The organism is Corynebacterium sp. LaCa78, assembly GCF_046717505.1.
Taxonomy (GTDB): Bacteria; Actinomycetota; Actinomycetes; order Mycobacteriales; family Mycobacteriaceae; genus Corynebacterium.
In genome coordinates, this window is the sequence record NZ_CP177112.1 from 598,035 (window position 1) to 622,912 (window position 24,878).

Sequence of the window (24,878 nt, forward strand, 5' to 3'; positions counted from 1 at the left end):
CTAGTCGATGGTCGCAATCACCGTCGCGGAATCCAGGCGGTCGCCCTCCTTAGCGAGGATCTTGATGGTGCCGCCGCGCGGGGCCTTGATGGCAGATTCCATCTTCATGGCCTCGACCGTGGCGATGGAATCGCCCTCGGAGACGCTATCGCCATCGGATACATTCCAGGCCACGAGGTTGGCCTCGAAGGGGGAGGTGACCGCGTTATCGTCGGTGGACTGCGCCCCGGCCGTCGAGGGAGCGGTGGCACCAGAACCGTCCGCGCCGCCCGCACCAGCGCCGGCACCGGCACCGGCGCCTGCGAGGAAGTCCATGGGCACGCCGATATTGACGAGCTTGCCATCGATTTCCACCGCGACCGTCCGGCGCTTGGTGTAGATGGCCTCGACCTTGTCTACCTGGTTGGCGGCAGAGGGACGGTAGTTGTGGTCGAGCCAGTCAGTAAAGACGCCGATTTCGCTGGCGCCGGCATCGGCCTCAGCGGAAGACGCAGTGCCAATAAGTGCTGGCTCGTCCATCATGTCGCGGTGGAAGGGCAGCACGGTGCGCACGCCGGAGACGTCGAATTCGCGCAGCGCCTGGCGCGAGCGGGCGAGGGCTACCTCGCGCGTGGGGCCCCACACGATGAGCTTGGCAATGAGCGAGTCATAGTACGGCGGGATAATGGATCCCGAGCGGACAGCCGAATCGACGCGAATGCCGGGGCCAGTGGGCGGCTCGAAGGAGACGATGGTGCCGGGGCAGGGGGCAAAACCGTTGAGGATGTCTTCGGCATTGATGCGGAACTCAAAGGCGTGGCCGGTGGAATCCGGATCCTCAGAGATAGACAGGGGCTCGCCCGCGGCGATGCGGAATTGCTCGGCGATGATATCGGTGCCGGTCACGACCTCGGTTACGGGGTGTTCGACTTGGACGCGGGTATTGACCTCCAAAAAGGAGATGGTGCCGTCCTCGGAAACGATGTATTCCACGGTGCCGGCGCCGGTATAGCCCACGTGGGAACAAATGGAGCGCGCGCCTTCGATGATGCCGGTGCGCTGGGCATCGGAAAGCGCGGGCGCAGGGGCCTCCTCGATGAGCTTTTGGAAGCGGCGCTGGGTGGAGCAATCGCGGGTGCCCAGCACGCGGACGTTGCCATGGGTATCCGCCAAGACCTGCGCCTCCACGTGGCGCGGGTGGGTCAGGAACTTCTCCACGTAGCACTCGGCGCGGCCGAAGGCCTCCATGGCCTCGCGCCCGGCGGAGTTAAACGCGCCCTCGATCTCATCCATGGAGTCCACGACCTTAAGGCCGCGCCCGCCGCCGCCATAAGCGGCCTTGATGGCAATGGGTAGGCCATGCTCCTCGGCAAAAGCGCGGGCCTCCTGCCAATCATCGATGGGATCTGAGGTGCCCGGAGCCAGGGGCGCACCGACCTCTTCAGCCACGCGGCGCGCGGCAATCTTATCGCCCAACAGCTCGATGGACTCCGGGGATGGGCCGATCCACACCATGCCGGCATCGGTGACGGTGCGGGCGAAGTCGGCGTTTTCGGAGAGGAAACCGTAGCCCGGGTGGATGGCATCGGCGCCAGCGCGCACGGCGATATCCAGCAGCGCCGGGATATTCATGTAAGTATCGGCGGCGGTATTGCCGGGCAGCGCATAGGCTTCATCGGCAACCTGGGTGTGCAGGGCACCGGCATCGGCCTCGGAATAAATGGCGACGGATTTAATGCCCAAGTCGCGGGCCACGCGGGCAATGCGCACGGCGATTTCGCCGCGGTTAGCAATGAGGACGGTTTTAATCTGCATTTTCTTCTCCAGTATTTAAAGCTTGAGGTGTCACGAGGCGGAAGGTCACGCGCGCGCCGGGCGGGAGCTGCGCGGCGATGTCGATATCTTCTTCCAAGACGGTGGCGATGACGGGATAGCCGCCGGTGACGGCATGGTCGCGCAGGAAGACCACCGGCTTGCCATTCGGCGGGATCTGGATGGAGCCGGCCACCATTCCCTCGGAGGGCAACTCGCCGTCTTTCACGCGTTGCACGGTGATGTCCCCATCTGCGGAGGCTTCAGAAGCCTCCGCGCCGTCTTTCGCCCCGGAAAGCCTGAGGCCAACGCGGTTGGAATCAGAGGAAACGACCCATTCGGTATCCAGGAAGGTAGAGATATTATCGCCAAACCAGTCATCGCGCGGACCCAGCACGCAGCGCAGCGTCGCGCGCGTTTTGCCAGTGGAATCGGCGGATACGCGCAGAGGATTGACCAATTGCGCATCCGTCATGCCGGTCGAGCGCGGCAGCACGCCGATGACATCGCCAGTGGTGACGGGATCGGGGCCGAGGCCAGAAAGCACGTCGGTGGAAGAGGACCCCAGTTCGGATTCGGCAATGATGCCGCCGCGAATGGCAACGTAGTTGCGCATGCCTACCGTTGCGGCACCGACCGTCACGGTCTGGCCAGCGGTAACGAGCACCGGGCGGGCGAGGTGCACGGGCATCTCCCCCAGGCGGACGCGGGCGGTGGCGCCGGTAACGCAGATGACGGTATCGGTCAGCGCGCGCAGCTTAATGCCGCCGATATTTTCTAGCACCGTCGCACCCCGCGGATTGCCCACGGCGACATTCGCGGTTGCCGCGGCGGCGTGATCGGCGGCACCGGAGGGTGTTACGCCAAGGTCGCCTACGCCGGGGCGGCCAAGGTCTTGAAAAAGCGTGAGCAGGCCCGCATCGAGGACCTCCATGCGGGGCAGGCGGGCCGGCGAGCGCTTGGATTCCGCGCTGCGATCCACCAAGTCCGGCAGCTCGTCCACGGCGCGGTAGCGCACGCGGTCACCGGGCTGCACCAGCGCGGGTGGGTTAGCGTGCGAATCCCACATCGGGGTATTGGTGGTGCCGAGCAACTGCCAGCCACCTGGTGAAACGCGCGGGTAGACCGCAGAGAACTCGCCCGCGATGCCCACGGCGCCAGCCGGAACGGCGGTGCGCGGATCGGAGCGGCGGGACACGGCCTTGGCCTGGGCAGGATCGGAGGGCGCGCAGTAGGTAAAGCCGGGGGCAAAGCCGCCAAAGGCGGCAGTCCACTCGGTAGAGGTATGCCAGTCAATCAAGGCCTCGCGCGACATGCCGAGGAGCTCGGCGGCGGCGTCGACATCTTCGCCATCGTAAAGCACGTCGATGTCTACCGTGCGCGCCTCTTTCGCGGTAGCGGCGGCAGGGGAGAAATCCGTCAGAAACTCTGCGGCCGCGCGCGCGGAATTCGGCGCCTCAAAGGTAATGAGCAACGTGGTGGCGGCGGCAATGCAATCCACCTGGTTCTTGAGCGGTTTAGCGGACAGCGCCGCGTGCCACGCCATGACCTGCTCGAGCCCGTTCAAATCAATGAGCAGGGCGCGGGTGCCAACGAAGTGAATATGCGGCATTAGATAAAGCTCCGAATATCGATTCCTTCCGCGCTGAGGCGCTCGACCACACCGCGTAGCAATTTCACGGAGCCCGGTGAATCACCGTGGGTGCACACGGATTGGGCATCGACATCGAGCGTCGTGCCGTCGATGGCGGTAATGGATCCGGTTTGGGCGACTTCTAGCACGCGCTTGACGACATCCCCTTCATCCCCCAATACCGCATTGTCCTGCTTGCGTGAGACCAGCGTGCCATCGGGGTTGTAATTGCGGTCCGCAAATGCCTCGCGGATGACGGTGAGGCCTTGCGATTCTGCAATATCGACCGCGCGGCCGCCCGGCAGCAGCATCACAGGTAGATCCCCGAAGGCCTTAATGCCCGCGATGACACCCTTGGCCTGTGCCTCGTCCTTGACGATGGTGTTGTACATCGCCCCATGCGGCTTCACGTAGGACACCCGTGTGCCATTGGCGCGCGCCAGCGCGTCAAGCGCACCAATTTGGTAGGTGATCTCGTCCGCGAGCTCCGCCGCGTTGTAGTCGATGAAGCGGCGGCCGAAGCCGGCCGGATCGTTATAGCCCACGTGTGCACCGACCGTTACTCCCGCACGCGCCGCGGCCTCAAGGGTCTGGGCAATGGAGTGCGGGTCACCGGCGTGGAAGCCGGTGGCGACATTGGCAGAAGAGACCATCTCCAGCATCGCGGCATCATCGGCTACCGGGTTGCCAGCGGTGGTTTCACCCAAGTCCGCGTTGAGATCAATGTGGAGCGAAGCCATTCAACACCGTCCTTAATTGTTGAACAATAAGTGTGAATCTTAGTGTAACCCGTGCCACTGCCATTTGTGAAGGCGGTTACGTTTTCGGGGGCGTGGTATCGGTGGAACAGCTCCTTGCTGGGCAGGCTGAGGCCAAGGCAGAAGACTAAGACTCCACGGCGGCTTGTGGCTCGACTTGGAGGACAGAGGCGATAACCTCTTCTGCTTCTTCACGAGAGCTGGCCGCGTGCAGTTGGGCGCGGAAATCTTCCTTCATGATGGCGCGGGCGAGGGTGGACAGTAGCTTCAAGTGCTGTTTCCCAGCGTCATCGGGCACGGCGATAAGGAAGGCTAAGCTCGTGGGTCCTTCTCCGGTGCCCCAGGTGATGCCACCTTCGGGAAGCCGGGCGAAGGCCAGCGTCGGTGTGGTAACCCCAGCGGAACGAGCGTGCGGGATGGCCACGCCGTGGCCCACGCCGGTGGAGTGTTGGGACTCGCGGGCAAGGGCGGCATCGGCAACCGCAGCGGCGTCGCTAATGCGGCCATCGGCTGCGGCGAGGGAAACGAGCGACTTGATGACGGCCTCGGAGTCATTACCGAGTGGCTCATCGAGGCTGATGGTAGAGGTACCGAGAAGCGGGAGCACTGTGGGCTCCTCCGTGTTCTCCTCTGTTTCCGGGGAGCGTTGGGTCAGGCGAATGAGCAGGAGCATGAGCGCGGCACACACGGCAACGCCGCAGAGCATGGACAGGAAGAACCAGGCCACCTGATCCACCGCGCCGAGAACGGCGACGATGGGGCCGCCGTGCATGACATGATCTCGGACGCCAAACGCGCCGGCCATGGCACCGGCGACGGCACCGCCCACCACGTTGGCCGGGATGACCTGCAGGGGGCGCGCCGCGGCCAGGGGAATGGCGCCTTCGGTGATGCCGAAAAATCCCATAAATAGTGCGGCGATACCGGAATCCTTTTCCGCCTTATTGAACCAACCGCGGCGCAGGAGGGTGGACACGCCCACTGCGAGCGGCGGAACCGCAATCGCGGCGGCGGCCATACCCATCGGGGCGGCATTTCCCGCGGCGATCATGCCGCCGCCAAACAGGAAAGCAGTCTTATTGAAGGGCCCGCCCATATCGAAGGCGATCATCGCGCCGATGATAAGTCCCAGCACAATCGCAGACGAGCCCTGCAGCCCGCCGAGGTATTCGGTCATGGCTTCAAAGGCGGTGGCAATCGGCGCGCCGATGAAATAGATGAAGGCTAGGCCCACTATCAGCGTGGTGAAAATCGGGATGACGATAATCGGCCAAATCGGCGCGATGAATTTGTGCACCGGAATCTTCTTGATCGCAAGTGCCACGTAGCCGGAGAGGATACCGGTGACGATACCGCCCAAGAATCCAGCTCCGGCCTCGGACCCATACAGCGAGCCGGTTGTGGCGATGAGTCCGGTGATAAGGCCTGGCGCTAAACCTGGCCTATCCGCGATGCCAACGGCAATGTAGCCAGACAAGACCGGCACCATCAGCGAAAATGCCAGGCCGCCGAGCTCATTGAGCGTATTCCAGAAGCTATCTTCAGGAATGGACAGCCCCTCCGGCGTGGGCGTGCCACCCAAGGACAACGCCACGGCGATGAGCAATCCGCCGGTGACCACGAAAGGAATCATGTGGGAAACGCCGTTCATCAGCGCCTTGTACATGGTCTGCCCAATACCGCGCAGCCCCGCATCTTCCGCGGCGTCCTCCGCCTCGCTTGCCGATGCCCCCTTATCCTCCCCCTTCCATGGTGCCGCCTCCAAGGACTTGGTCAACAGCTGCTCGGGGTGTTTGATGGCCTCGTCCACGCCGGTGGCCACCAAGCGCTTGCCGTGGAATCGGTCCTTTGCGATGACGGTATCGGCACCGATAACAATGGCATCGGCTTGCTCAATGTCTTGTGCGCTGAAGTTGCCCTCCACGCCGATCGAACCGTGCGTTTCAATCTTGATGCGGTAGCCCAGCTTTTCGGCGGCGGCCTCTAAGTTCTCGGCGGCCATATAAGTATGGGCGATACCCGTTGGGCACGCCGTGATGGCGAGAATGAAAGGCGAAGAATCTGATGTGCTCATATTCTTATTAAAGGCACCCGTGTAAACGAGCACAAGGAAAAGGGGAGGTTCTTTGTACAGAGTCCGGCGTGCAGGGCTCTATATGCAGGGTCCTATGCGCAACCTCCTATGCGCATCCTCCTCTGCGTCAATTGAAGGCGCGATGCGATTTTTGAGGGGCGACTTTGCTCAAATTGAGCATGGGACCTATAGCATCGCGGAGATCGCACCAGTGTTGACCGGCGGTACCCTAGAAACAGAACTAGAAGTAAACCGTAACCGCCCGCATCTTGGGAACACGAATGAATCGTGTTCACTTGAACCGAAGAAAGCCGCATCGTGAGTACAGCATCGCCGGATAATATCCTGCTCTACCTGCCAGAAAAGCAGGAAGAGCAGATTCGGGAGATCTTTGCAGGTCTTGCCGAGCACGGATTCCCCGTGCAAAACCAGCGCCCGCATATTACGGTGACCTTCGCGCCGGAGATGGAGCCCCACGTTGTGGAGCTTGCCGCGGAGCTTTTACCGGCGGTCATTCCGGCGACGTTTCGGCGCGTGGGAAACGTTATCTTCGGCACGAAGCGGAAACGAACCGTGGCTTGGTTATTAGAGACTAGCGATGAACTCGAAATGGCAGCGCGGAAGATTAGCGCTGCCAATCCTGAGGGCCGCGGACCGCGCTGGACGCCGCACCTGACGATGGGTCTGCGCATACCGCGCGAGGACGTGGGCGACTATTTAACCGCGATGGATGAGCTGACGTCCTCGCACTTCAAGGAACTTAACACTGTACAAGCTGCATATTGGCGCCCGCGCACGCAAGAAAAGACCGTGCTAGCGGGAGGCTAGCCAGCTCATGACATTAAGCTCCTGAGCTCGAACTCGCGACGGTACGCCGTATTGATGTACTCCCGTGCCGCCATCATTTGCAGCGTTCCATACTTGGAATTGGACGGATCGACCAAGAGCTCGCACTTTTGCAGAGCTTCATGCTGCGCCACCGTGTCCCCGGTATCCAGGCACATGAGATCGATGGCGTCGCCGTAGCGGGAGTAAAACGCCGTGGCAACGTCGAGCAGATTCGGCCGGTCAGCCTTCGCGCGCGAGAAATCAACCGAATAGGCAAGGTCAACATCATTCGCGTTGGTGGCATCTACGTGCGCGCTGCCAAAAAGAACCAGCAGGTCAATGCCGGTATCCAAGCAGAATGACTCCAAGGGCCCGTCATCGGCCTCAGCGCGCAACCGCGCGGCAAGCTGTGCTGGAGTGCTCATAACGATCACCTTACCAACGACGTCAGCAGGCAGAGACGCGCAGAATTGCGGTGTGCTTAAAGCAGTGCCTGAATTTCGCGGGCGACGCGCAAGACGGTGAGATCCTGGCCCGGCTTGCCGATGACCTGCACCGCATCACCCACTCCCGTGGTGTCCCTCGTGCGCAGTGGGATAGTGATCGCCGGCCAACCCAACACATTGAAAGGCTCGGTCCAGCGGCGCAGGCTGGCGGCGGAGTCGGCAGTATTTTCTGCAGTGATGTCGTCCCATTTGATGGGGCCGGCGTCGAGGGTGGGGGTGAGGATGATGGGGGAGGCATCGAAAAGCGTTAGTGCTTCCTCGCGCAACTCCTCTACCTGCTGCGCTGCAGCGTCGTAGTCTGCCTGAGAAATATCCTGCCCGCCGAGGATGCGCTCCAAGATGACATCCTGGTACTTATCCCGCTGGTCAAGGTAGGGCTGGTGGACGTCATAAGCCTCCTTGACGCGCATCGGAGCGTAGAGCTTCGCGGTGGTAGCGATGGTGGATTCGAGCTGGGAGTAATCGAGGCGCTCTACGGCTGCGAACGCGGAATCCTGCAGCGCAGACAGCAGACCAGCAAAGCGCTCACCTTTGGTTTGCAACGCAGAGACATCGATGGTGGATACAGTCTTGGCCGGAGTGGGTGCCTCATCCACCGTGGCTAGCAGGGCCTGCTCGATGAGCTCGATGGAGCTGGCGAAGAAACCGATGCAATCGAAGCTCGGCGCGAAGGGGAAGACGCCATCGAGCGGGATCGTACCGGTGGTGGGCTTAAAACCGAGGACGCCCTGGCTGGCGGCCGGGACGCGCACGGAACCGGCGCTATCGGAACCCACCGTGAGATCTAGCGCCTCGCACGCAACCAGCGCCGCCGACCCAGAGCTGGATCCGCCGCCGCAGACCTGTGGATCGCGAGGATTGATCACGCGCCCATACGCGGAGGCGTCACCCAAGATGCCATAGGAAAACTCCTGGAGGTTGGCCTTGGCAACGGGAATCGCGCCGGCATCCATTAGCCGCTGTGCCACCGTGGCATTCATGGTCGGAGCCGGTCCCATATCCACGTTGGTGCCACAGGTCATTGGCACCCCGGCGATATCCACGATGTCTTTAAAAGCAACAGGCAATCCGCGCAGCGTAAGTGCAGTATCTACGGCATCCTCATCAAAAGGAATGGTGGAAATCACCGCGTTAAAATCTTGCTGTGCCTGGGTCAGGCGGTCAGAAATTGAAGGCATGGCGGGGCGAATTCCTTTTCACGACGGTTTATACCGTTTACGGGGTGAGTTGCTGCTTTCCAGGGTACAGCTGGTGAGCACAGAGGAATTGAAGCTGCGCCACAGGATGAGACCGTGGCAGTCTTCACCGACCAAAAGTAGGCTCAAGATATGACGCGAAAAATTATTCTGGACTGCGACCCCGGCCATGATGACGCAGTAGCTTTGCTCTTGGCCATGGGCAATCCCAACATTGATTTGCTGGGCATTACCACCGTCGGAGGCAACCAGACCTTGGACAAGGTCGCCCGCAATGCGCTGGTGGTCAAGGAGATCGCCGGCCACCCAGAGATTCCGGTCTACGCCGGCTGCGATCGCCCGCTCGTGCGCCCCGTAGAAGTTGCTGAGTCCATCCACGGCTCCACCGGCATGGATGTTAATGGCGTCGAGCTTCCGGACCCAAGCACCGCGCTTGCCGATGCCCACGCCATCGACTTCATCATCGACATCATCATGGCCCATGAACCCGGCACCATTACCTTGGTTCCAACGGGTCCGTTGACCAATATCGCTATGGCCGCGCGCAAAGAACCGCGCATCGTAGAGCGTGTCAAAGAGGTTGTGCTTATGGGCGGCGGCTACCACGAAGGCAATTGGTCCCCAGTCGCCGAATTCAATATCAAGATCGATCCTGAGGCAGCACATATCGTCTTCGAAGAGCCGTGGTCGGTCACCATGGTCGGGCTCGACCTTACCCACCAAGCACTAGCAACAGCCGAGGTCGAAGCCGAAATTAAGGCGTTGAATACGCCCGTCTCAGACTTTGTTGTCGGCCTCTTCGGCTTCTTCCGTGAGGCGTATCAGCAAAACCAAGGATTTACGGATCCTCCGGTTCACGATCCATGCACGGTGGCTTACCTCATCGATCCGAGCATCGTGCAAACCCGCAAAGCACCCGTGCATGTCGAGCTCGCCGGCGTACTTACCACCGGCATGACCGTGACTGACCTGCGGGAACCCGCTGATGACAGCTGCCATACCCAGGTCGCTACCAAGCTGGATCATCCGGGATTCTGGAAATTGGTAACTGACGCCCTCAAAAATCTCGCCTTTAAAGATAGATATTAGGGAAATCGTGTCAACCGGACGCCAGCTCGACAGATACACACCTGAATTGGAGGTCCCCAACAGTGAATTGAAAAAAAGTCTTTGGATTCTGGGAAGTATGTGTAATGGACATCGGATTTAAATCCGGTCATGACTTCTGAAACCACAGTGAGGTTTCTGCTGTCTGCTATAACGTGCTCAAGTTCAGGAATTTTTCCCCTTAATTCGGCCCAGTCACTCGAAAAACGATCGTCGTAAAGAGTTTTTACTGAATCGACCACGATTAAGGCGTTTTCATTGTGTTTCCATACAAATGCTGAATTGCATTCGTCATCGCTGAGGAAGGAGTGGTCGGGTTCTCTTCCCTGAACTTTTACTGTAGAAATAGGCCACTTTGGTTCAGGCTTTTTGAACTTTTTATTGGCTAGATTTTCAAGAGCGATCAAAAATCTGTCGTTTTGGACTGTCCTTGGGAGGTAAGAGTGTCTTTCTTGCTCGATTAATTCGGCTTGCGCTATCTTTGAGGCAAGAACCTTTTCGGAGTATGGTCCATTTTCGTACCCAAAAATATCCCAGTAAACGGGAATATTTAGATCGGGCCGTGCCGACATCACCCCAGTTAAGCGGTGTCGCCCGTTGGTGACTTGCCATGGAGAATTATTTTCAGGATCTCCCCCAAAGCAAGTACTTGCTTTGGGAGGATCTATGAGCCAGCTTTTTAAAATCCTGGCTGTTGTAGGGGATACATTGGAAATGTTGAGGTCGTGAAAGAGGAATGGTCTTAGATTATTTGCTATTTCATACCAATCAGGCTGACTTGGATAACGATGCTCCTTGGTCGGATCCTCAACCTTTGCCCCGAAACTGTCGAGTCTTTGTTTTGAGAATTCAAACCAGTGTTCATTAATTGTGTGCCGACCCATATGATTAAGATATCATATAGGAATAAGTGTTCTAGGAAATTTTAGCTAATACCGCCGGAATGTTCTGTTCTTAGCTTGCCTTCTCGCTATTCTGAGCGGTAGTAGAGGAGTGGATAAACTCGATAGAAAGAACCCAGCCTGAGGAGTCACCATGAACCAGAATACATTCCGTCATGTCGTCGTCATGGGAGTCTCTGGCTCGGGCAAGACGACGGTGGGGCAGGCCCTGTCGCCGTTGGTGGGGCTAGAGTACCGCGACGGCGATGATATGCACCCGCAGACAAATATCGACAAGATGGCCGCGGGAACGCCGCTGAATGATGAGGACCGGGAGCCGTGGCTAAAACAGATTGGTCAGTGGCTGGCGGATAGGCCAGAAGGTGCGATGGTGGGGTGCAGCGCGTTGAAGCGAAAGTATCGAGATCTGATTAGAAAGTACTGCCCAGGCGTGGCGTTTGTGCACGTACATGGTGACTTTGATGTGTTGTATGAGCGGATGCAACACCGGCCGGGACACTTCATGCCAGCGTCGCTGTTGCAGTCGCAGTTCGACACCTTGGAGCCGCTGGAAGAGGACGAAACTGGCCGCGTTTTCGATGTGACGCGACCAGCGGAAGATATTGCAGAAGACGCTGCTGCTTGGATAAAGACCGGCGCCTAAAAGACTGCAGCCGCGCCGTAGAGGACTAGGACGAGTGCGAAGCCAATGACGGAGATGAGCATCTGATTAACGGTCCATGTCTTCAGCGTTGTCATCGTGTCCATGCCCATCAGGCGGCCGACGAGCCAGAAGCCGGAATCGTTAACGTGCGAGCCGAAGACCGAACCGGCGGCGGTGGCCACAACGATGAGTGCGAGTTGGAGCTCGGTGAAACCGCCAGCTTCCACGGCGGGAACCATGAGGGCAGCAGCAGTGGTGAGTGCGACGGTGGCTGAACCTTGTGCCAGGCGGAGGGCTACGGCGATGAGATAGCAGGCCAGGATGACGGGGATGCCGAGGCCGGAGAGGGAATCGGCAAGCGCATCGCCAATGCCTGAGGTGCGAAGCACCCCGCCGAACATGCCGCCTGCACCGGTAATGAGCACGACAGAACAGATAGGGCCAAGCGAGGAGTCAACGAGTTTTTCCAGCGCCGTCTTTTCCACGCTGCGGCGCAAGCCGAGGACTACCAGCGCGATAAGCACTGTAATCAGCAGTGCGATTGGAGTTTGGCCGAGCATGACGAAGAACCTGACCCACGTGGCATCGGCATCGATTGTGCCGTAGGAAGCTAGGGCGTTGAGCCCAGTATTAAAGAAGATGAGCACCATCGGGATGAGCAAAATAGAAATCACTGTGGTGGCGGAGGCAGGTTTTAAGGGTTGTTCTTCCTTTTCAAGGGCAGGCCCGGCGATGGCGTCAGTGACCTTGAATGGGAACTTCTTTCCGGCAAAAAGTCCAAAGCGGTAGCCGGAGATATACCAGGTAGGCAGGGCCAACAGTAGGCCGACGAGCAGCACCAGGCCGAGATCGGCGCCGTAGAATTCACTGGCGGCGACAGGACCGGGGTGCGGTGGCAGGTAGACATGCATGACAGAAAATGCGCCGGCGGCTGGCAGGCCAAAAGCAATGACTGGGCCATTCAAGCGGCGGGCGACGGCAAAGATAACCGGCAGCATCACGATAAGACCAGCGTCGAAGAAGATAGGAAAGCCCATAATCAGTGAGGCAATGCCGAGTGCAAGGGGTGCTTTATTTTCGCCAAAGCGGCGAACCATGGCATCGGCAAGCGACTGAGCACCGCCGGAAGCTTCCACGAGCCGGCCGATCATGGCGCCGAGTCCCACCAGAAGCGCCACCGAGCCAAGGGTCGAGCTGAAACTTTCCGTCATCGTAGGGACAATGCCTTCGAGCGGTATGCCAGCTGCAAGTGCTGTCAGCGCGGAGACCACCAGCAGAGTGAGAAAAGCGTGGAGCTTTAAATATATAACCAGCACCAAAATCACAGCGATTGCAGCGACCGCAATCCCTAGCAGCGGACCAGTGGACAATGTGGGTTCCCACGTCTCCATAGAGAAGGCTCCTTTTCATGTGCAAACCTTTGAATATGGGCAACGTTAGCAGTAGCTCTGCTAGCCGATGCCCACATTTCCCCAACGTGGCTTATCCACCGCCCCGAAACTGGGCATATAAAAATCCCCTGGTTCCAGTGAAGGACCAGGGGAGAAGTCGAGGCGTGCTTAGTCGAACTGACCTTGGATGATGGCGGCCGCATCGAGCGGGGTTACGTGATAGGAGATCGGGTTCTGGTTGGAACCTGCCATAAGTGCGCCGGCGCAGGAATGTCCCGCGCCCATCATGTGGCCTAGCTCGTGAGCAATGGTGCCTTGGAGCGCCTCAGGGTAGGTGGCGTTGGGCATCTTGATGGACACCAACTTGTGATCTGGGTAAGCCGAGCCTTGGACGTAGCCGCGGGGATCCGGATTGTAGATGATGGAAATGGTGTCATCATCAGCTTCGGAAGGATTTACTTCCTTAAGGGTAGCTTTCCCCTCGAGAGCCTCGTTCCACTCGGCAACGGCGGCGTCCAGCTGCTTGCGGTATGGGAAGTTATCCGCCACTTTGTACTTCAGTACGCCATCGCTGAAATAAGGTTTCACAGAGTCCTCATCGTGGAGGATGGAAGGATCTGGAACCGGCTTGCCCTCGTTAGCCAGTTTGGTGATGGCCTTGCAGGTTCCAGGATCGATGATGGAACGTACTGGGTCGCTCTTTGCGTTCGCGGCCGGCGCGGCGATAGTGCCGAGAATGGCGGTGGTGGCAAGGGCGGTGACAGATAGCTTCTTCAGAGAGCGCATCGGCAGTTAGTGACCTTTCGATTGGCTTTATCGTTCGTGGAGTGCAGTTGGCCTTAGCAATATCCGCGGGAAACAGAATTGCGTGGATGTCTCAGGCAAGCGAGAAACAAACAATTTTTGCTACACCGGGCAAAATAGAAATTTACATTGTTAACTTCGCTTTGTCGACTCTAATTTAGACGCTCACCAGTAGTAGAGCTAAATAGGTGGATACGGTCAGGATCTGGGGAAACGCGGAAAGTGTCACCAATCGTGTAATCACGGCGAGCACTTACCAATATCCCAGTTTGTCCGCCCATGCGGGTCGTCGACTGGAGATTTTCGCCCGAGTCTGCCAAGTCGCCATAGAGGTAGGTTTGATTGCCGAGCTCTTCAACGTGCTTAACGGTAAATTCCGCGCCTTCCTCTGTGTGCACCCAATCTTCAGGGCGAACGCCAACGGTAACGGAATGCGCACCATCGAAGTCGTAATTCGCCAAGTTGATGCGAGTAGATCCCAGTGAAAGCTGACTAGAGGTGTGCGCGAGGTTGTAGATATTCATGGCAGGGGAGCCGATGAAGCCGGCAACGAAGACGTTCTGGGGGCGGTCGTAGATTTCACGAGTGGTATCTACTTGTTGTAGGACACCTGCATTAAGCACCGCGACGCGGTCACCCATGGTCATTGCTTCGGTCTGGTCGTGGGTTACGTATACCGTGGTCGTGCCAAGGCGACGTTGCAAATTTGAAATCTGCGCGCGGGTGGATACGCGCAGTTTTGCATCCAGGTTGGATAATGGCTCGTCCATGCAGAATACAGCTGGTTCGCGCACGATGACGCGGCCCATCGCTACGCGCTGGCGCTGGCCACCTGAAAGATTTGCGGGCTTTCGGTCAAGCAGATCCTCCATCTGCAAGATTTTGGCGGCTTCTTGCACCCGCGTCTTAATCTGGTCCTTGGGTACTTTCCGGTTCTCCAAAGCGAAGGACATATTCTGCGCGACCGACATATTCGGGTACAGGGCGTAGTTCTGAAAGACCATGGCTACGTCTCGATCTGATGGGCTGACTCCAGTGACGTCTTTTCCTCCGATCCGAATGGAACCTCGGTCGGTCGGCTCAAGGCCCGCGAGCATTCGCAAGCTGGTGGATTTTCCGCAGCCAGAAGGCCCGACGAGGACCAAAAACTCGCCATCGGAAATATCTAGATTAAGACGGTCAACTGCGGGGCGCTCCGCGTCTTTGGAGTAGATGCGGCTTGCTCCATCAAATGTGACAGTAGCCATGGTGTTACCTTTCAGATACTAAGGAGAATTGGCAAGATTAGCCGTTAATGACGGGCTTTACCTGGTTGTCATAAATGGACTGCAGAGTCTTTTCCAGATCCGTGAGCACCTTGGTGACATCGTCGCGGTTGGTGACGATCTTCTCGAAGGCACCACCAATCTCCTGATCTGCACCAGGGAGGAATACACGGGCGTTGTCCTGTGGGCGTGTTTCTGGAAGCTGCTTGATAGCAGTTTCGAAATTCGGGTTCTCTTCCATGAATTTCTTCTGATCTTCGTTGTCGGCAGCAGAAGAGCGGACTGGCATATAACCCACATTTTGGGACCAGTATGAGGTGTTTTCCTCGTTCGTGATGAAATCAATCAGCTTAATGGCTGCCAACTGGCGGTTCTTGCTAATACCGGAAGGAATGGCGAGGCCGGCACCTCCGGTGGGGCAAGCGCCGTCTCCCTTTGGATTGGGAAGGAATGCGGTTCCTAACTCGAAGTCAGCGGTATCAGTGATACCTGCAAGATCGCCTGTGGATAGGACAGTGGCTGCAGCGCGTCCGGTACCGAATTCCATGGCCATGTCATTGCCCATGTAGGAATAGCCATTCTTGTTATCGGTAACATCCTTGAGCCATTCCACAGCCTCGATGGTTTTGTCATCAGTGAACTTCAAATCCCATTCATCGGAGTAGGCGCCGCCCTTAGACCACAAGGGGCCTTGGAAAATCCATCCCAAGTAGCCGACTGCATCGCCCCAGCCAAAGGGCTTCATTTTAGAATCAGCGCTGGCGAGCTTTTCAGACCACTCATCCATTTCGTCCCAAGACTCCGGTCCGCGGTCCGGCAAGCCAGCCTTCTTCCACGCGTCCTTGTTGTAGTAGAACAGGGGAGTCGACCGGGCAAAGGGAAGCGCGAAGTGGCCGCCGTCGTAGTTGTAGTCCTCATAGAGCGGTTGGACATAGCTTGAAAGGTCAATATCGGCTTCTTTGGCTAGATCATCAACATTGGCAATCTGCCCATTGATGGCGAAGTTATACCACCACACATCAGACAGAACCACGATGTCTGGAAGATCAGATCCTGTGAGTGCAGCATTAAACTTTTGTGCTGCTTCCTCGTAGTTCTTTCCTGCGTCAACAAGGTTGACCTTGATATCAGGGTTTTCCTTCTCGAAGCGAGAGATGATTTCTTTTTCGATGTCCTTTGAGGAAGCTGGGTGGTTGGACCACCACGTCAATTCCGTGACCTCGCCACCATCGCCACCGTCGCTACTGCCTTGGGAACTAGTAGATGAGGTGCCAGCACAAGCGGCAAGAAATGTAGCGGTAGAAGCAGTGGAAGCTAGCGCGAGAAACTTACGGCGAAGCATGGGTATCTCCTTATATAGAAGTCAGATTGAGAAGGATAGGGTGATAACGGCGAGCGTGATAGGGATAGAAGCCTTCTAACCTTTGACGGCACCAGTGGTGAGACCTTGAATCATGTATTTCTGCAGGCCAAGGAAGATGACGACCATCGGAAGAATGGTGAGAACGGTTGCTGCCATTACTGGTCCCCAGTTAGTAACGCCATCGTTGTTTTGCAGCATGGTCAGCCCCACCTGCAAGGGAGCAACCCGTTCTGTATCCGCCATCAGGAATGGCCACAAGTAGGTATTCCATTCGTTTACTAGTGTGATCACTGAAAATGCTGTCAGTGTTGGCCAAGAAACGGGAAGCAGCACCTTGGTGAGCAAGCGAATGGGGCCGGCACCGTCCATGCGAGCAGCTTCCACAAGCTCATAAGGCAAGGAAAGGAAGTGATTGCGCATGAGGAAGGTGCCGAATGCAACACCAGCCAGCGGGACGATGATGCCGACAAAGGTATTACGCCATCCCAAGGAATTGACCAAGGCGTAGTTGGAAATCACCGTGATTTCTGCAGGGACCATCAGGGAAGAAATCACCACGATGAAGACTAGATTGCGTCCTGGGAAGCGAAGGATAGATAAGGCGTAGGCGGAGATGACACCAAGCACAATCTTTATAGCGGATAGGACCGCGGTAATGAAGACGGAGTTGCGCAGGTAGGTCCAGAAGGGAACGCGCGTTGTGGCGTCTGCGTAATTTTTGGTTTCCCACGTCGGCGGTAGCCAGTTAACTGGGTCGGTGTAAATATCACCTCTGGCCTTGAATGAGGTCATTAAGATCCAGAACAACGGCAGTCCCACGAGCAGGAGGACGAGGATAATTCCTACGTAGCCACCGATGAGCTTGGCACGCCTTGATACAGGGGAAGAGTCTGTGATCATGTGAAGATTTGAATCAGCCATAGGGTGGGTTAACCTCGCTTATCCATGATGCGGACCTGAATCAACGTAACGACGAGCAGGATGAGGAATAGGATTGTCGCAGCAGTGGCGCCGTAACCAGCACGGAAGTTGACAAAGGTTTCGTTATAAATCTGAAAAACCAGCGTCTGGGTGCCGTTTCCTTGAGGGCCGCCTCGGGTCATGACGTTGATGATGTCGAAGACCTGCACAGAGTTGAGCAGTACCGTAATGGAAAGGAAGAAGGTGGTATTGCGCAGTTGTGGCATTGTCACGCGCCAAAATTTGCGCCAACGCCCAGTTCCATCAATGGCGGCAGCTTCGTCTAATTCTTTATCTAAGCCTTGTAGGGCAGCCAAGTAGATGACAAACGTGTATCCCAAGTTCTTCCACACGAATGTGAATGTCACCATGAACAACGCCCAGCTAGGCACGGCGTAAAAGTTTGGAGAACTAATGCCAAACCACCCAAGGATTTCTTGAATCAATCCGAAGTTGGGGTCGAATACGAATTGGAAGGCGATACCAATCGCAGCACCGGAGATGGCATAAGGCGCAAAGACCACCGAGCGTGCAAAGTTGCGGCCTCTGATTTTTTGATTGAGAAGTAGCGCAAGCGCAAGCCCAATTACCATGGAGCCGATGACCGCGAAAAAGGTGAAAATGACGGTATTTAAGACGATCGTCTTTGTATCGTCACGCGTGAACCACTCCACGTAATTATCAAAACCAACAAAAGTGGAGCTTGAACTAGAAATATTCCAGTTAAAAAAGGAAAGCCGAATATTATCCAGTAGTGGCCGGTAGGTAAAAATGGCCAGCAAGATGAGGTTGGGCGCCAAAAGCGCGGCAGCCAGCAACCATTCCTTATGTCGGCTCTTTGTAGCCTTTCGCACGAGCTCCGATGAATTATCGTTGCTCGGGCCGGTGGCCGTGGCAGTCGCGATGCCGTTCTTAGCGTCGGCGTGGTCATCCCTGAGAGTCACCCAGCCAACGTAAACCGCGTAGATTACGGGGTGTTTCACATAATGGAAACTTTTGATGAATTTAAAACGTCGAGTCCGTAAAGGCTAGGGGGCTATTGCGAACTCTATTGAAAACAACTCCAGCGCCCGGGCCTCAGTGAAGGGCCGCAGGGCGCTGGAGCTGGTTCTCTCTATCTCTCTTGCGCTCTCTCGAACGCTAAGAAAAGTATGGCGCTAGACCCTGTTATGGGCATTGAAGAAAGCTGAAATTTTCCTGGAAGTTAGTGGAGGGTAAGAAGGCCGCGAGGGAGGCGCACGGTGCGCTAGTCTGGGAGGTAGAAGAAACAGCCAAAATGTGGGTGGAAGCTGGGGCAATGGCCGCCGAGAAGTGGCCTGGATCGCAGCTTTCCCGCGAGGTAGAGGTGGAAGATTTGTCGTCGCAGTATGATCCGAATTTTCACCGGCAGATGGGCGTGGAAGCTGACGTCGTCTTGCGCGTCGGAATGATGCTAATGGGGGCGGGCACATCAGGCTATCGCGTGCTGCGCGGCATGAAGCGCAGCGCCCGGGCGCTGGGATTTGATCATTTGGATGCCAACGTGGGGCTGACCCAAATTACTTGTACCTTTCACCGGGGCGATTCCTTTCGCACCGTGATTGCGCGCACGCATTCGCCGGCCGTCGATGCCTCCCGCATTGAGGCGTTGGAGGATCTCACCCATAACCACCTGTATTCCGGAATTACCGCGGAAGAGCTTTCAGGGATGCTCGATTCCATTGAAAGTGACGTGAAAAAGCGCTGGAGCGTGTGGGTCCTATCCACAGCGGCAGCGGTCGCGTGCGCGGCGTTTGCATTCCTAAATTTCTTTCCGGTGCAGGCGGTAGGCCTCGTCGCGCTGGCCGCATTCGTGGGACAATTCGTGCGCTATGAGGTATTGCACCAGCATGTGCACCAAATTGGCGGGATCATCGCCGGTGGTGCGGCAGCTAGCATCACGTTCTTTATCCTCATCGAGCTCCTAGGATTTGCCGGGGTGGTAGAGCCGAGCTCGCTTTCCTCGGGCTATGTAGCGGCGGTGCTCTTTTTGATTCCGGGGTTCCCGCTGTTCTCGGCCCTGATTGATATTGCGCGCTTTGACTTCGATGCGGGCATCGCCAGGTTGGGGTATGCGTTTACGGTCATCTTTACCGCTACGTTTACCGTCTCCATGGTCAGTTGGCTGACAGATCTCAGCCCGGATCCGCCGGTTCCCGCACCGGATACGCGGTGGTACCTACTGGCTTCTGTCGCCAGTTTCTTTGGCATCGCGGGTTTTGCCTTCCTCTTTAATTCCTCGCGCCGCATGGTCCTAGTGGCTGCAAGCGTGGGGACAGTGGCCAACGCGGTGCGCTTAGGCCTCTTGGAGCTGGGCACGACCGTCTACTTTGCGGCGTTTATTGGCGGGCTGATTATCGGACTCTTGGGTGCGGTGGCCTCCCAAAAGGCGCGGTTGCCGCGCATTACCACCACCGTGCCAGCCGCCGTCATCATGATCCCCGGGGTGACGATGTTCCGCGCGGTATATTACCTTAACGACGGCCAGATGGATCAGGCGGTGGCGAATGTGGCCACCGGCTTGATGGTGGTAGGCGCCATCGGCGCAGGGATGGTATTTGCCCGGTTGCTCACGGACCGCGATTGGGCGTTGGGGCGGCTTATTGACTTCGATAAGGAAATTCCGCGAAAGAAGCCCGCCTAGCGCCGGTGGCTCGGCCTCGCGGTAGCCACCAGCAACGGCAGCCAGAGGCAGCAGGCAAAGCGGCTGCCAAAAATACAACTAGTAAAACGCCAGCGGCACCCGGTTCCTTTCGGTTCCGAGTGCCGCTGACGTCTCTCTCTACAAGGGTGTTTCCATGTATCGGTTTGCACCGCCCTCTGGAAACTGAGGGGTTCTCTCTATCTCTCTCGTATGCGCTCTCTCAAACGCATGATTTAAGTATGGGGCATATGGCTGGAACAGCCATGGAATCTGCCTGAAAGGTTGCTGCTAAGTGCTGTGAGTTGGGTGGGGAGGAAGGCATCGGCAAGCAAAGTTTGTAGGCGAGGATATAAAAGCAGATAAAAGTGATCTAAACCATAGTAATTTCTGTAGGCTCGTCGTTATGGGTGCAGATGATGCTGCGCCATTTTTGCGAATGAAGCTCAATAGAAACGAGGTGAGGAGCATGGCTCCTCTGATAGCCCCACCGCCAGCGAGCGATGAATCTGTCCCAAGGGACGTGGACGTTCCTGGTACTTCACACGAACAGCGCGTTTCCGCTATCAAGGCTGCATTCATCGGCACGTTTATTGAGTGGTTCGATTATGCGGCCTATATCTATATGTCCGCGATTATCTCGCGCGTCTTCTTCCCGGAAATGGAAGGCCGCCGCGCGCTGATTTTGACCTTCGCGCTCTTCGCGCTGTCATTCCTGGTGCGCCCCATCGGCGGAATCGTCTGGGGTCATATTGGTGATAGGCACGGCCGCATCCACACGTTGACCTATTCCATCGTGCTGATGTCGCTGGCGACCGCCTGCATCGGTCTATTGCCTGGGTATGCCACTATCGGCTTTGCCGCCACGCTATTGCTCCTGCTGTGCCGCATGGTGCAAGGCTTTTCCGCCGCCGGTGAATACGCCGGCGCCGCCACGCACCTGGCTGAGATTGCCCCACCTGGGAAACGCGGGATTTACGCTGCGGTGGTGCCCTCGGCCACCGCATCCGGGCTGCTCTTGGGCTCGCTCATCGCGGCATTTCTTACCGGCGTGCTTGATGATGATGCCCTGCATTCCTGGGGCTGGCGCGTGCCCTTCCTGGTGGCGCTGCCGCTGGGCTTGTACGGGCTATGGATTCGCCGCCACACGGAGGAATCCACCCGCTTTGAAAAGCACGCGGAAACCGAGCTTTCGCCCCTGCGTCAGGTGCTGAAATACCCCAAGGCCCTGGCCATTGCCTTTGCCGGCGCGGTGCTCAACGCGATTGGCTTCTACGTCATCTTGACCTACCTGCCTACCTATCTTTCGGAGGAGCTGGGCATGGCAGAAACCCCGGCGTTTATTGCTTCCTCGGTGGCCTCCGCGTTCTACGTGGGCTTCGCGCTATTGACAGGCCTGCTGTCCGATCGCCTTGGCCGGCGCACCACCATGCTGTGCGCCGCGCTCTTTATGGGCCTTGCCATCATTCCGGCATTCATGCTTCTCGATGGCGCAGGCATCCTGCTCGTCATCATCATTCAGGTGTGCCTGGGTGGGGTGCTGGCGCTTAACGATGGCGTCTTGCCCTCCTTCCTTTCCGAGCAGTTCCCCACGCACGTGCGCCTGTCTGGTTTCGCGTTGACGTTTAATACGGCCAATGCCATCTTCGGTGGCACCGCCCCGATGATCGCGACGTGGCTGATTGATACCACCGGAAATAAACTCGCCCCAGCCTTTTACCTTGTGACCGCTGCAATCGTGACGGGTACCGCCGTGCTCTTCGCGCCGCGCAAGAACGACTTGGTGGCATAGCCCGCATAACCCGTGCGGGTTATGCCTGTGGAACTAGTAAAACGCCAGCGGCACCCGGTTCCTTTCGGTTCCGAGTGCCGCTGACGTCTCTCTCTACAAGGGTGTTTCCATGTATCGGTTTGCACCGCCCTCTGGAAACTGAGGGGTTCTCTCTATCTCTCTCGTATGCGCTCTCTCAAACGCATGATTTAAGTATGGGGCATATGGCTGGAACAGCCATGGAATCTATCTGATAGGTCGCTGAAAATTACTGAAAGTTTTCTGTATATCCATTTGCTCTGGTAGAGCGGCCAGAGGATTATCCTTCTAGCAGCCCTTCATCGATGAGGAAATCCTGTGCCACGGCGGTATAGTCCTCACCGTCGACGTCCACGCGGGCATTGAGCTCTTGCATCTTTTCATCCGTCAGGAGTTCCGAGAGGGGAGCGAAGAGATCTTTGATCTCTGGGTATTCCTCCAAGACCTCGGTGCGCACAACCGGGGCGAGGTTGTACTTGGGGAAGAAGAGCTCAGGATCCTCCAGCACGGTGAGGTTCAGGGATTTAATGCGGCCATCGGTGGCAAAGATCGAACCGAAGGTGCACTCGCCCTTATTCAAGGCGGCATAGACGGCGCCGGAATCCATGATCCGGATGCGGTCGCGCGGTGGTTGTTCAACGCCATAGCTATCCAACATGGTAAGCAGGCCGTCATTGCGGGCCAAGAACTCGCTATCGGTGCAATAGGTCTGTTCGTTGGCGGGAATACCCTTAATATCTGCTAGCGATTCGAGGCCGTATTTTGCGTGGGACTGCGCGCTAATGGCTAGCGCGTACGTATTATTCATCGGCGCTGGGGGCAGCCAGGTAAGTCCGTGGTCCTTATCGGCTTCTTTTACCGCCTCGTATTGTTCTTGCGAGCCGGGGACCGGATCGGCATTGCCCAGGTAAGTAATCCAGGCGGTGCCGGTGTATTCAAACATGGAGTCCATATCGCCGACCTCTAGCGCTTGGCGCGTCGAGGTAGAGCCGGGGATATTGGTCAAGTCCTTTACGTTGGCACCTGCAGATTCCAAGAGGATCGCGCCAATCTTGCCCAAGATGACCTGCTCGGTGAAGTTCTTGGAACCGATGGAAATATTGGCGCCGTCGAGGTCAATTTCGGCCAGGTCACCCTTTAATTCCCCACTCGGGATGAGGCCACCGGCGGTGCCGAGGCCGCACCCGGCGAGGAAGAACGTGCTTGCGGCGGCAAGCGTTGCGAGGACGCGTTTCATTTGATCATTCCCTTCGGGGCGAAGACAACCTCAAGAACGCGGCCCACCCATTCGACCGCTAAGGCTAAGGATGCGATGAGGACCGCGCCGGAGATGAGAATAGGGTTGCGGTAGAGGGTGATTCCGGTGGTAATCAGCCCGCCGAGGCCGCCGGCATCAATAAAGGTGGCGAAGGCACCAGCGCCGACCAAAAGCACCAGGGAGGTGCGGATGCCGGTCATGATGACCGGCAGGGCCATAGGCAGCTCGACCTTGGTGAGTACCTGGAGGGGCGACATGCTGAGGCCGTAGGCGGCCTCAACAAGCTGTTTATCCACACCCCGCAAGCCCGCAATCACGTTGGCGAGTACCGGCAAGAAGGCATAGAACCAGAGGCCGAGGATGGCCACCGGTTCGCCAAAGCCCAGCCAGATGGCCAATAAGACGATGACGCCGACGACGGGCGCGGCCTGGCCAATATTCGCGATGCTGGTGATAATCGGCGCCATGAACTTGGTGGACTTACGCGTTAACACGATGCCCAGGGGAACGGCCGTGGCGATGACCAGCAACGCGGAGATGACCACGAGGACCAAGTGTTCGCGGGTCATGGTGAGTACGGAGCTAATTTGCAAGGTGCGCTCTTCAATATCATCCAGCTCGGCCGTGGCGTGCCAGATGAGCCAGCCGCCCACCGAGAGCACCACCAGGATGGGGATGCCGATGATAAGGAGGCGGTCTTCACCAGTGAGGCGCTTAAATTTCTCCACCGGAATCCACCTCCTTTTCATCTAAAGCCTCTTGAGCCGCGGCGTTCATCTGCTGGATATAATCCGTGACCGTTTCGTAGTACAAAACGCCGACGAATTCGCCGCGGCGGGTAACAAGCGCACCGCTGTGGGAGGAAGCAAGCATGGCGGACATGGCATCGCTAAGCGTAGAGCGCGCATCCACAACGGAGTTGAGTTCGAACTGCGGCTCCGGGATGGTCTCGTAGCGCTCGAGCTGGCGGGCGAAGATCCAGTCGCGGGGATGGCCCTTGTCATCGACGATGACCACCATTTCCTCGCCGGCCTCGCGCAGACGCGCAAGCGCCTTATCGGTGGATTCGCCGATGCGCGCGGTGGCCTGATCCGCAAGTTCTAGCTCGTCCGCGCGGCGTAAGTTGAGCTGCTTTAAGGCGGAGCCGGAACCGATGAAGTCAGCCACAAAGTCATTCGCAGGCGCGGCGAGGATATTTTCGGGAGTATCGTACTGGCTGATCTTTCCGCCCGGCTCAAAGATGAGGATGCGGTGGCCCAGCTTGATGGCCTCATCGATATCGTGCGTGACGCAGATGATGGTCTTTTTCAGCTCGGATTGGATATTGACCAATTCATCCTGCAGGCGGGTGCGGGTAATAGGGTCGACCGCGCCGAAGGGCTCGTCCATCAAGACCACCGGCGGATCCGCAGCTAGGCCGCGGGCAACACCGACGCGCTGTTGCTGGCCGCCGGATAGCTCGCTGGGGAAGCGATCGCGGTAGGTGGCAGGATCGAGTCCCACCATTTCCAAAAGCTCGTCGGTGCGCTGAGAAATCTTATCGGCCTTCCACTTCTTCAGCTTGGGCACCAGGGCGATATTATCCGCAACAGACATGTGTGGGATGAGCCCGCCGCCTTGGATGACATAGCCAATATCGCGACGCAGCTGCGTGGGGTTTTTCTTGGTGGCGTCCTCGCCATCGATATAAATGGTGCCGCTGGTTGGCTCCACCAAGCGGTTAATCATCTTCAACGAGGTGGTCTTACCGCAACCGGAAGGCCCGACGAATGCGACCAGCTCGCCCGCCGGAATCTCGAAGGAGAGATCCTCGACGGCGGGGGAGTCTTGTCCCGAATAGGCCTTGGTGACGTGATTAAAAACGATGCTGGCACCGCTATTGCTCGCGTCCGCAGAGCGTGTGGATGAAGCGTGCGTTGAATCGGACATT

General features: G+C 57.6%; 21 protein-coding genes. 5 read left to right on the forward strand and 16 right to left on the reverse strand.

Going from position 1 to position 24,878, the window contains the following annotated elements; translation table 11 throughout:
• From ACLI1O_RS02985 to ACLI1O_RS03000, 4 genes are all read right to left on the reverse strand, one after another.
• Nucleotides 1-1,794, reverse strand: a complete 1,794-nt coding sequence (locus ACLI1O_RS02985) for a biotin carboxylase N-terminal domain-containing protein (protein ID WP_284770060.1) — start codon at nt 1,792-1,794, stop codon at nt 1-3.
• Complete coding sequence (locus ACLI1O_RS02990; RefSeq protein WP_411706943.1) at nt 1,784-3,403, reverse strand: 5-oxoprolinase/urea amidolyase family protein; 1,620 nt, start codon at nt 3,401-3,403, stop codon at nt 1,784-1,786. The genes ACLI1O_RS02985 and ACLI1O_RS02990 overlap by 11 nt, the downstream gene beginning before the upstream one ends.
• Nucleotides 3,403-4,164, reverse strand: coding sequence for a LamB/YcsF family protein (locus ACLI1O_RS02995; RefSeq protein WP_284849874.1), 762 nt, complete (start codon nt 4,162-4,164; stop codon nt 3,403-3,405). The genes ACLI1O_RS02990 and ACLI1O_RS02995 overlap by 1 nt, the downstream gene beginning before the upstream one ends.
• A 145-nt stretch (nt 4,165-4,309) precedes the next feature.
• Nucleotides 4,310-6,256 carry a fructose-specific PTS transporter subunit EIIC gene (locus tag ACLI1O_RS03000; protein WP_411706944.1) on the reverse strand — a complete coding sequence of 649 codons (1,947 nt, stop codon included), beginning with the start codon at nt 6,254-6,256 and terminating at the stop codon, nt 4,310-4,312.
• A 318-nt stretch (nt 6,257-6,574) separates the two neighbouring features.
• Between ACLI1O_RS03000 and ACLI1O_RS03005 the strand changes: the two genes are divergently transcribed.
• Nucleotides 6,575-7,084, forward strand: coding sequence for a 2'-5' RNA ligase family protein (locus ACLI1O_RS03005; RefSeq protein WP_296087670.1), 510 nt, complete (start codon nt 6,575-6,577; stop codon nt 7,082-7,084).
• 5 nt (nt 7,085-7,089) lie between these two features.
• Here ACLI1O_RS03005 and ACLI1O_RS03010 read toward each other — a convergent pair whose 3' ends face one another.
• Together ACLI1O_RS03010 and ACLI1O_RS03015 are read right to left on the reverse strand one after the other, a co-directional pair.
• Complete coding sequence (locus tag ACLI1O_RS03010) at nt 7,090-7,509, reverse strand: hypothetical protein (protein WP_411706945.1); 420 nt, start codon at nt 7,507-7,509, stop codon at nt 7,090-7,092.
• Nucleotides 7,510-7,565: 56 nt separating this feature from the next.
• The gene (locus tag ACLI1O_RS03015; protein WP_411706946.1) at nt 7,566-8,768 is read right to left on the reverse strand and encodes an amidase; all 1,203 of its coding nucleotides are present in this window, start codon (nt 8,766-8,768) and stop codon (nt 7,566-7,568) included.
• 150 nt (nt 8,769-8,918) lie between these two features.
• Between ACLI1O_RS03015 and ACLI1O_RS03020 the strand changes: the two genes are divergently transcribed.
• On the forward strand, nt 8,919-9,875 hold the full coding sequence (locus ACLI1O_RS03020; protein ID WP_284853426.1) for a nucleoside hydrolase: 957 nt from the start codon (nt 8,919-8,921) through the stop codon (nt 9,873-9,875).
• On the opposite strand, the gene ACLI1O_RS03025 is transcribed toward ACLI1O_RS03020, so the two are convergent.
• Nucleotides 9,872-10,777 (reverse strand): hypothetical protein, encoded by a 906-nt coding sequence (locus ACLI1O_RS03025; RefSeq protein ID WP_284853427.1) that lies wholly within the window; start codon nt 10,775-10,777, stop codon nt 9,872-9,874. The two genes, ACLI1O_RS03020 and ACLI1O_RS03025, sit on opposite strands and share 4 nt — an antisense overlap.
• 151 nt (nt 10,778-10,928) lie before the next feature.
• On the opposite strand from ACLI1O_RS03025, the gene ACLI1O_RS03030 reads away from it, so the two are divergent.
• On the forward strand, nt 10,929-11,438 hold the full coding sequence (locus ACLI1O_RS03030; RefSeq protein WP_284853428.1) for a gluconokinase: 510 nt from the start codon (nt 10,929-10,931) through the stop codon (nt 11,436-11,438).
• On the opposite strand, the gene ACLI1O_RS03035 is transcribed toward ACLI1O_RS03030, so the two are convergent.
• The 6 genes from ACLI1O_RS03035 to ACLI1O_RS03060 form a co-directional block, all read right to left on the reverse strand.
• Nucleotides 11,435-12,829: a GntP family permease gene (locus ACLI1O_RS03035; protein WP_284853429.1), complete on the reverse strand. Its 1,395-nt coding sequence runs from the start codon at nt 12,827-12,829 to the stop codon at nt 11,435-11,437. The two genes, ACLI1O_RS03030 and ACLI1O_RS03035, sit on opposite strands and share 4 nt — an antisense overlap.
• 168 nt (nt 12,830-12,997) lie before the next feature.
• Nucleotides 12,998-13,615, reverse strand: a complete 618-nt coding sequence (locus ACLI1O_RS03040) for a hypothetical protein (RefSeq protein WP_284853430.1) — start codon at nt 13,613-13,615, stop codon at nt 12,998-13,000.
• Nucleotides 13,616-13,785: 170 nt separating this feature from the next.
• A complete protein-coding gene (locus ACLI1O_RS03045) occupies nt 13,786-14,880 on the reverse strand; it encodes an ABC transporter ATP-binding protein (RefSeq protein ID WP_411706947.1) in 1,095 nt (364 codons plus the stop codon).
• A gap of 37 nt (nt 14,881-14,917) precedes the next feature.
• The gene (locus ACLI1O_RS03050; protein ID WP_284853432.1) at nt 14,918-16,240 is read right to left on the reverse strand and encodes an ABC transporter substrate-binding protein; all 1,323 of its coding nucleotides are present in this window, start codon (nt 16,238-16,240) and stop codon (nt 14,918-14,920) included.
• 75 nt (nt 16,241-16,315) lie between these two features.
• The gene (locus ACLI1O_RS03055; protein ID WP_284785088.1) at nt 16,316-17,161 is read right to left on the reverse strand and encodes a carbohydrate ABC transporter permease; all 846 of its coding nucleotides are present in this window, start codon (nt 17,159-17,161) and stop codon (nt 16,316-16,318) included.
• Between the two features lie 29 nt (nt 17,162-17,190).
• Nucleotides 17,191-18,075 (reverse strand): carbohydrate ABC transporter permease, encoded by an 885-nt coding sequence (locus tag ACLI1O_RS03060; RefSeq protein ID WP_411707036.1) that lies wholly within the window; start codon nt 18,073-18,075, stop codon nt 17,191-17,193.
• Between the two features lie 536 nt (nt 18,076-18,611).
• On the opposite strand from ACLI1O_RS03060, the gene ACLI1O_RS03065 reads away from it, so the two are divergent.
• The gene (locus tag ACLI1O_RS03065; protein ID WP_284781957.1) at nt 18,612-19,883 is read left to right on the forward strand and encodes a threonine/serine exporter ThrE family protein; all 1,272 of its coding nucleotides are present in this window, start codon (nt 18,612-18,614) and stop codon (nt 19,881-19,883) included.
• Between the two features lie 466 nt (nt 19,884-20,349).
• Nucleotides 20,350-21,672, forward strand: a complete 1,323-nt coding sequence (locus tag ACLI1O_RS03070; protein ID WP_284853433.1) for an MFS transporter — start codon at nt 20,350-20,352, stop codon at nt 21,670-21,672.
• Between the two features lie 298 nt (nt 21,673-21,970).
• Here the strand turns inward: ACLI1O_RS03070 and ACLI1O_RS03075 are convergent, their stop codons facing one another.
• The 3 genes from ACLI1O_RS03075 to ACLI1O_RS03085 are packed head-to-tail and all read right to left on the reverse strand — an operon-like array spanning nt 21,971 to nt 24,877.
• Nucleotides 21,971-22,927 carry a glycine betaine ABC transporter substrate-binding protein gene (locus tag ACLI1O_RS03075; protein ID WP_284849884.1) on the reverse strand — a complete coding sequence of 319 codons (957 nt, stop codon included), beginning with the start codon at nt 22,925-22,927 and terminating at the stop codon, nt 21,971-21,973.
• Complete coding sequence (locus ACLI1O_RS03080) at nt 22,924-23,676, reverse strand: ABC transporter permease (protein ID WP_284853434.1); 753 nt, start codon at nt 23,674-23,676, stop codon at nt 22,924-22,926. The genes ACLI1O_RS03075 and ACLI1O_RS03080 overlap by 4 nt, the downstream gene beginning before the upstream one ends.
• Complete coding sequence (locus tag ACLI1O_RS03085; protein WP_284853435.1) at nt 23,663-24,877, reverse strand: ABC transporter ATP-binding protein; 1,215 nt, start codon at nt 24,875-24,877, stop codon at nt 23,663-23,665. The genes ACLI1O_RS03080 and ACLI1O_RS03085 overlap by 14 nt, the downstream gene beginning before the upstream one ends.
• Between the last annotated feature and the right edge of the window lies 1 nt (nt 24,878).

What these genes read in the sequence shown, in the direction of transcription:
- ACLI1O_RS02985 (WP_284770060.1), bottom strand. Translation starts at nt 1,794, where the DNA reads ATGCAGATTAAAACCGTCCTCATTGCTAACCGCGGCGAAATCGCCGTG.
- ACLI1O_RS02990 (WP_411706943.1), bottom strand. Translation starts at nt 3,403, where the DNA reads ATGCCGCATATTCACTTCGTTGGCACCCGCGCCCTGCTCATTGATTTG.
- ACLI1O_RS02995 (WP_284849874.1), bottom strand. Translation starts at nt 4,164, where the DNA reads ATGGCTTCGCTCCACATTGATCTCAACGCGGACTTGGGTGAAACCACC.
- ACLI1O_RS03000 (WP_411706944.1), bottom strand. Translation starts at nt 6,256, where the DNA reads ATGAGCACATCAGATTCTTCGCCTTTCATTCTCGCCATCACGGCGTGC.
- ACLI1O_RS03010 (WP_411706945.1), bottom strand. Translation starts at nt 7,509, where the DNA reads ATGAGCACTCCAGCACAGCTTGCCGCGCGGTTGCGCGCTGAGGCCGAT.
- ACLI1O_RS03015 (WP_411706946.1), bottom strand. Translation starts at nt 8,768, where the DNA reads ATGCCTTCAATTTCTGACCGCCTGACCCAGGCACAGCAAGATTTTAAC.
- ACLI1O_RS03020 (WP_284853426.1), top strand. Translation starts at nt 8,919, where the DNA reads ATGACGCGAAAAATTATTCTGGACTGCGACCCCGGCCATGATGACGCA.
- ACLI1O_RS03025 (WP_284853427.1), bottom strand. Translation starts at nt 10,777, where the DNA reads ATGGGTCGGCACACAATTAATGAACACTGGTTTGAATTCTCAAAACAA.
- ACLI1O_RS03030 (WP_284853428.1), top strand. Translation starts at nt 10,929, where the DNA reads ATGAACCAGAATACATTCCGTCATGTCGTCGTCATGGGAGTCTCTGGC.
- ACLI1O_RS03035 (WP_284853429.1), bottom strand. Translation starts at nt 12,829, where the DNA reads ATGGAGACGTGGGAACCCACATTGTCCACTGGTCCGCTGCTAGGGATT.
- ACLI1O_RS03040 (WP_284853430.1), bottom strand. Translation starts at nt 13,615, where the DNA reads ATGCGCTCTCTGAAGAAGCTATCTGTCACCGCCCTTGCCACCACCGCC.
- ACLI1O_RS03045 (WP_411706947.1), bottom strand. Translation starts at nt 14,880, where the DNA reads ATGGCTACTGTCACATTTGATGGAGCAAGCCGCATCTACTCCAAAGAC.
- ACLI1O_RS03050 (WP_284853432.1), bottom strand. Translation starts at nt 16,240, where the DNA reads ATGCTTCGCCGTAAGTTTCTCGCGCTAGCTTCCACTGCTTCTACCGCT.
- ACLI1O_RS03055 (WP_284785088.1), bottom strand. Translation starts at nt 17,161, where the DNA reads ATGATCACAGACTCTTCCCCTGTATCAAGGCGTGCCAAGCTCATCGGT.
- ACLI1O_RS03065 (WP_284781957.1), top strand. Translation starts at nt 18,612, where the DNA reads ATGGGCGTGGAAGCTGACGTCGTCTTGCGCGTCGGAATGATGCTAATG.
- ACLI1O_RS03070 (WP_284853433.1), top strand. Translation starts at nt 20,350, where the DNA reads ATGGCTCCTCTGATAGCCCCACCGCCAGCGAGCGATGAATCTGTCCCA.
- ACLI1O_RS03075 (WP_284849884.1), bottom strand. Translation starts at nt 22,927, where the DNA reads ATGAAACGCGTCCTCGCAACGCTTGCCGCCGCAAGCACGTTCTTCCTC.
- ACLI1O_RS03085 (WP_284853435.1), bottom strand. Translation starts at nt 24,877, where the DNA reads ATGTCCGATTCAACGCACGCTTCATCCACACGCTCTGCGGACGCGAGC.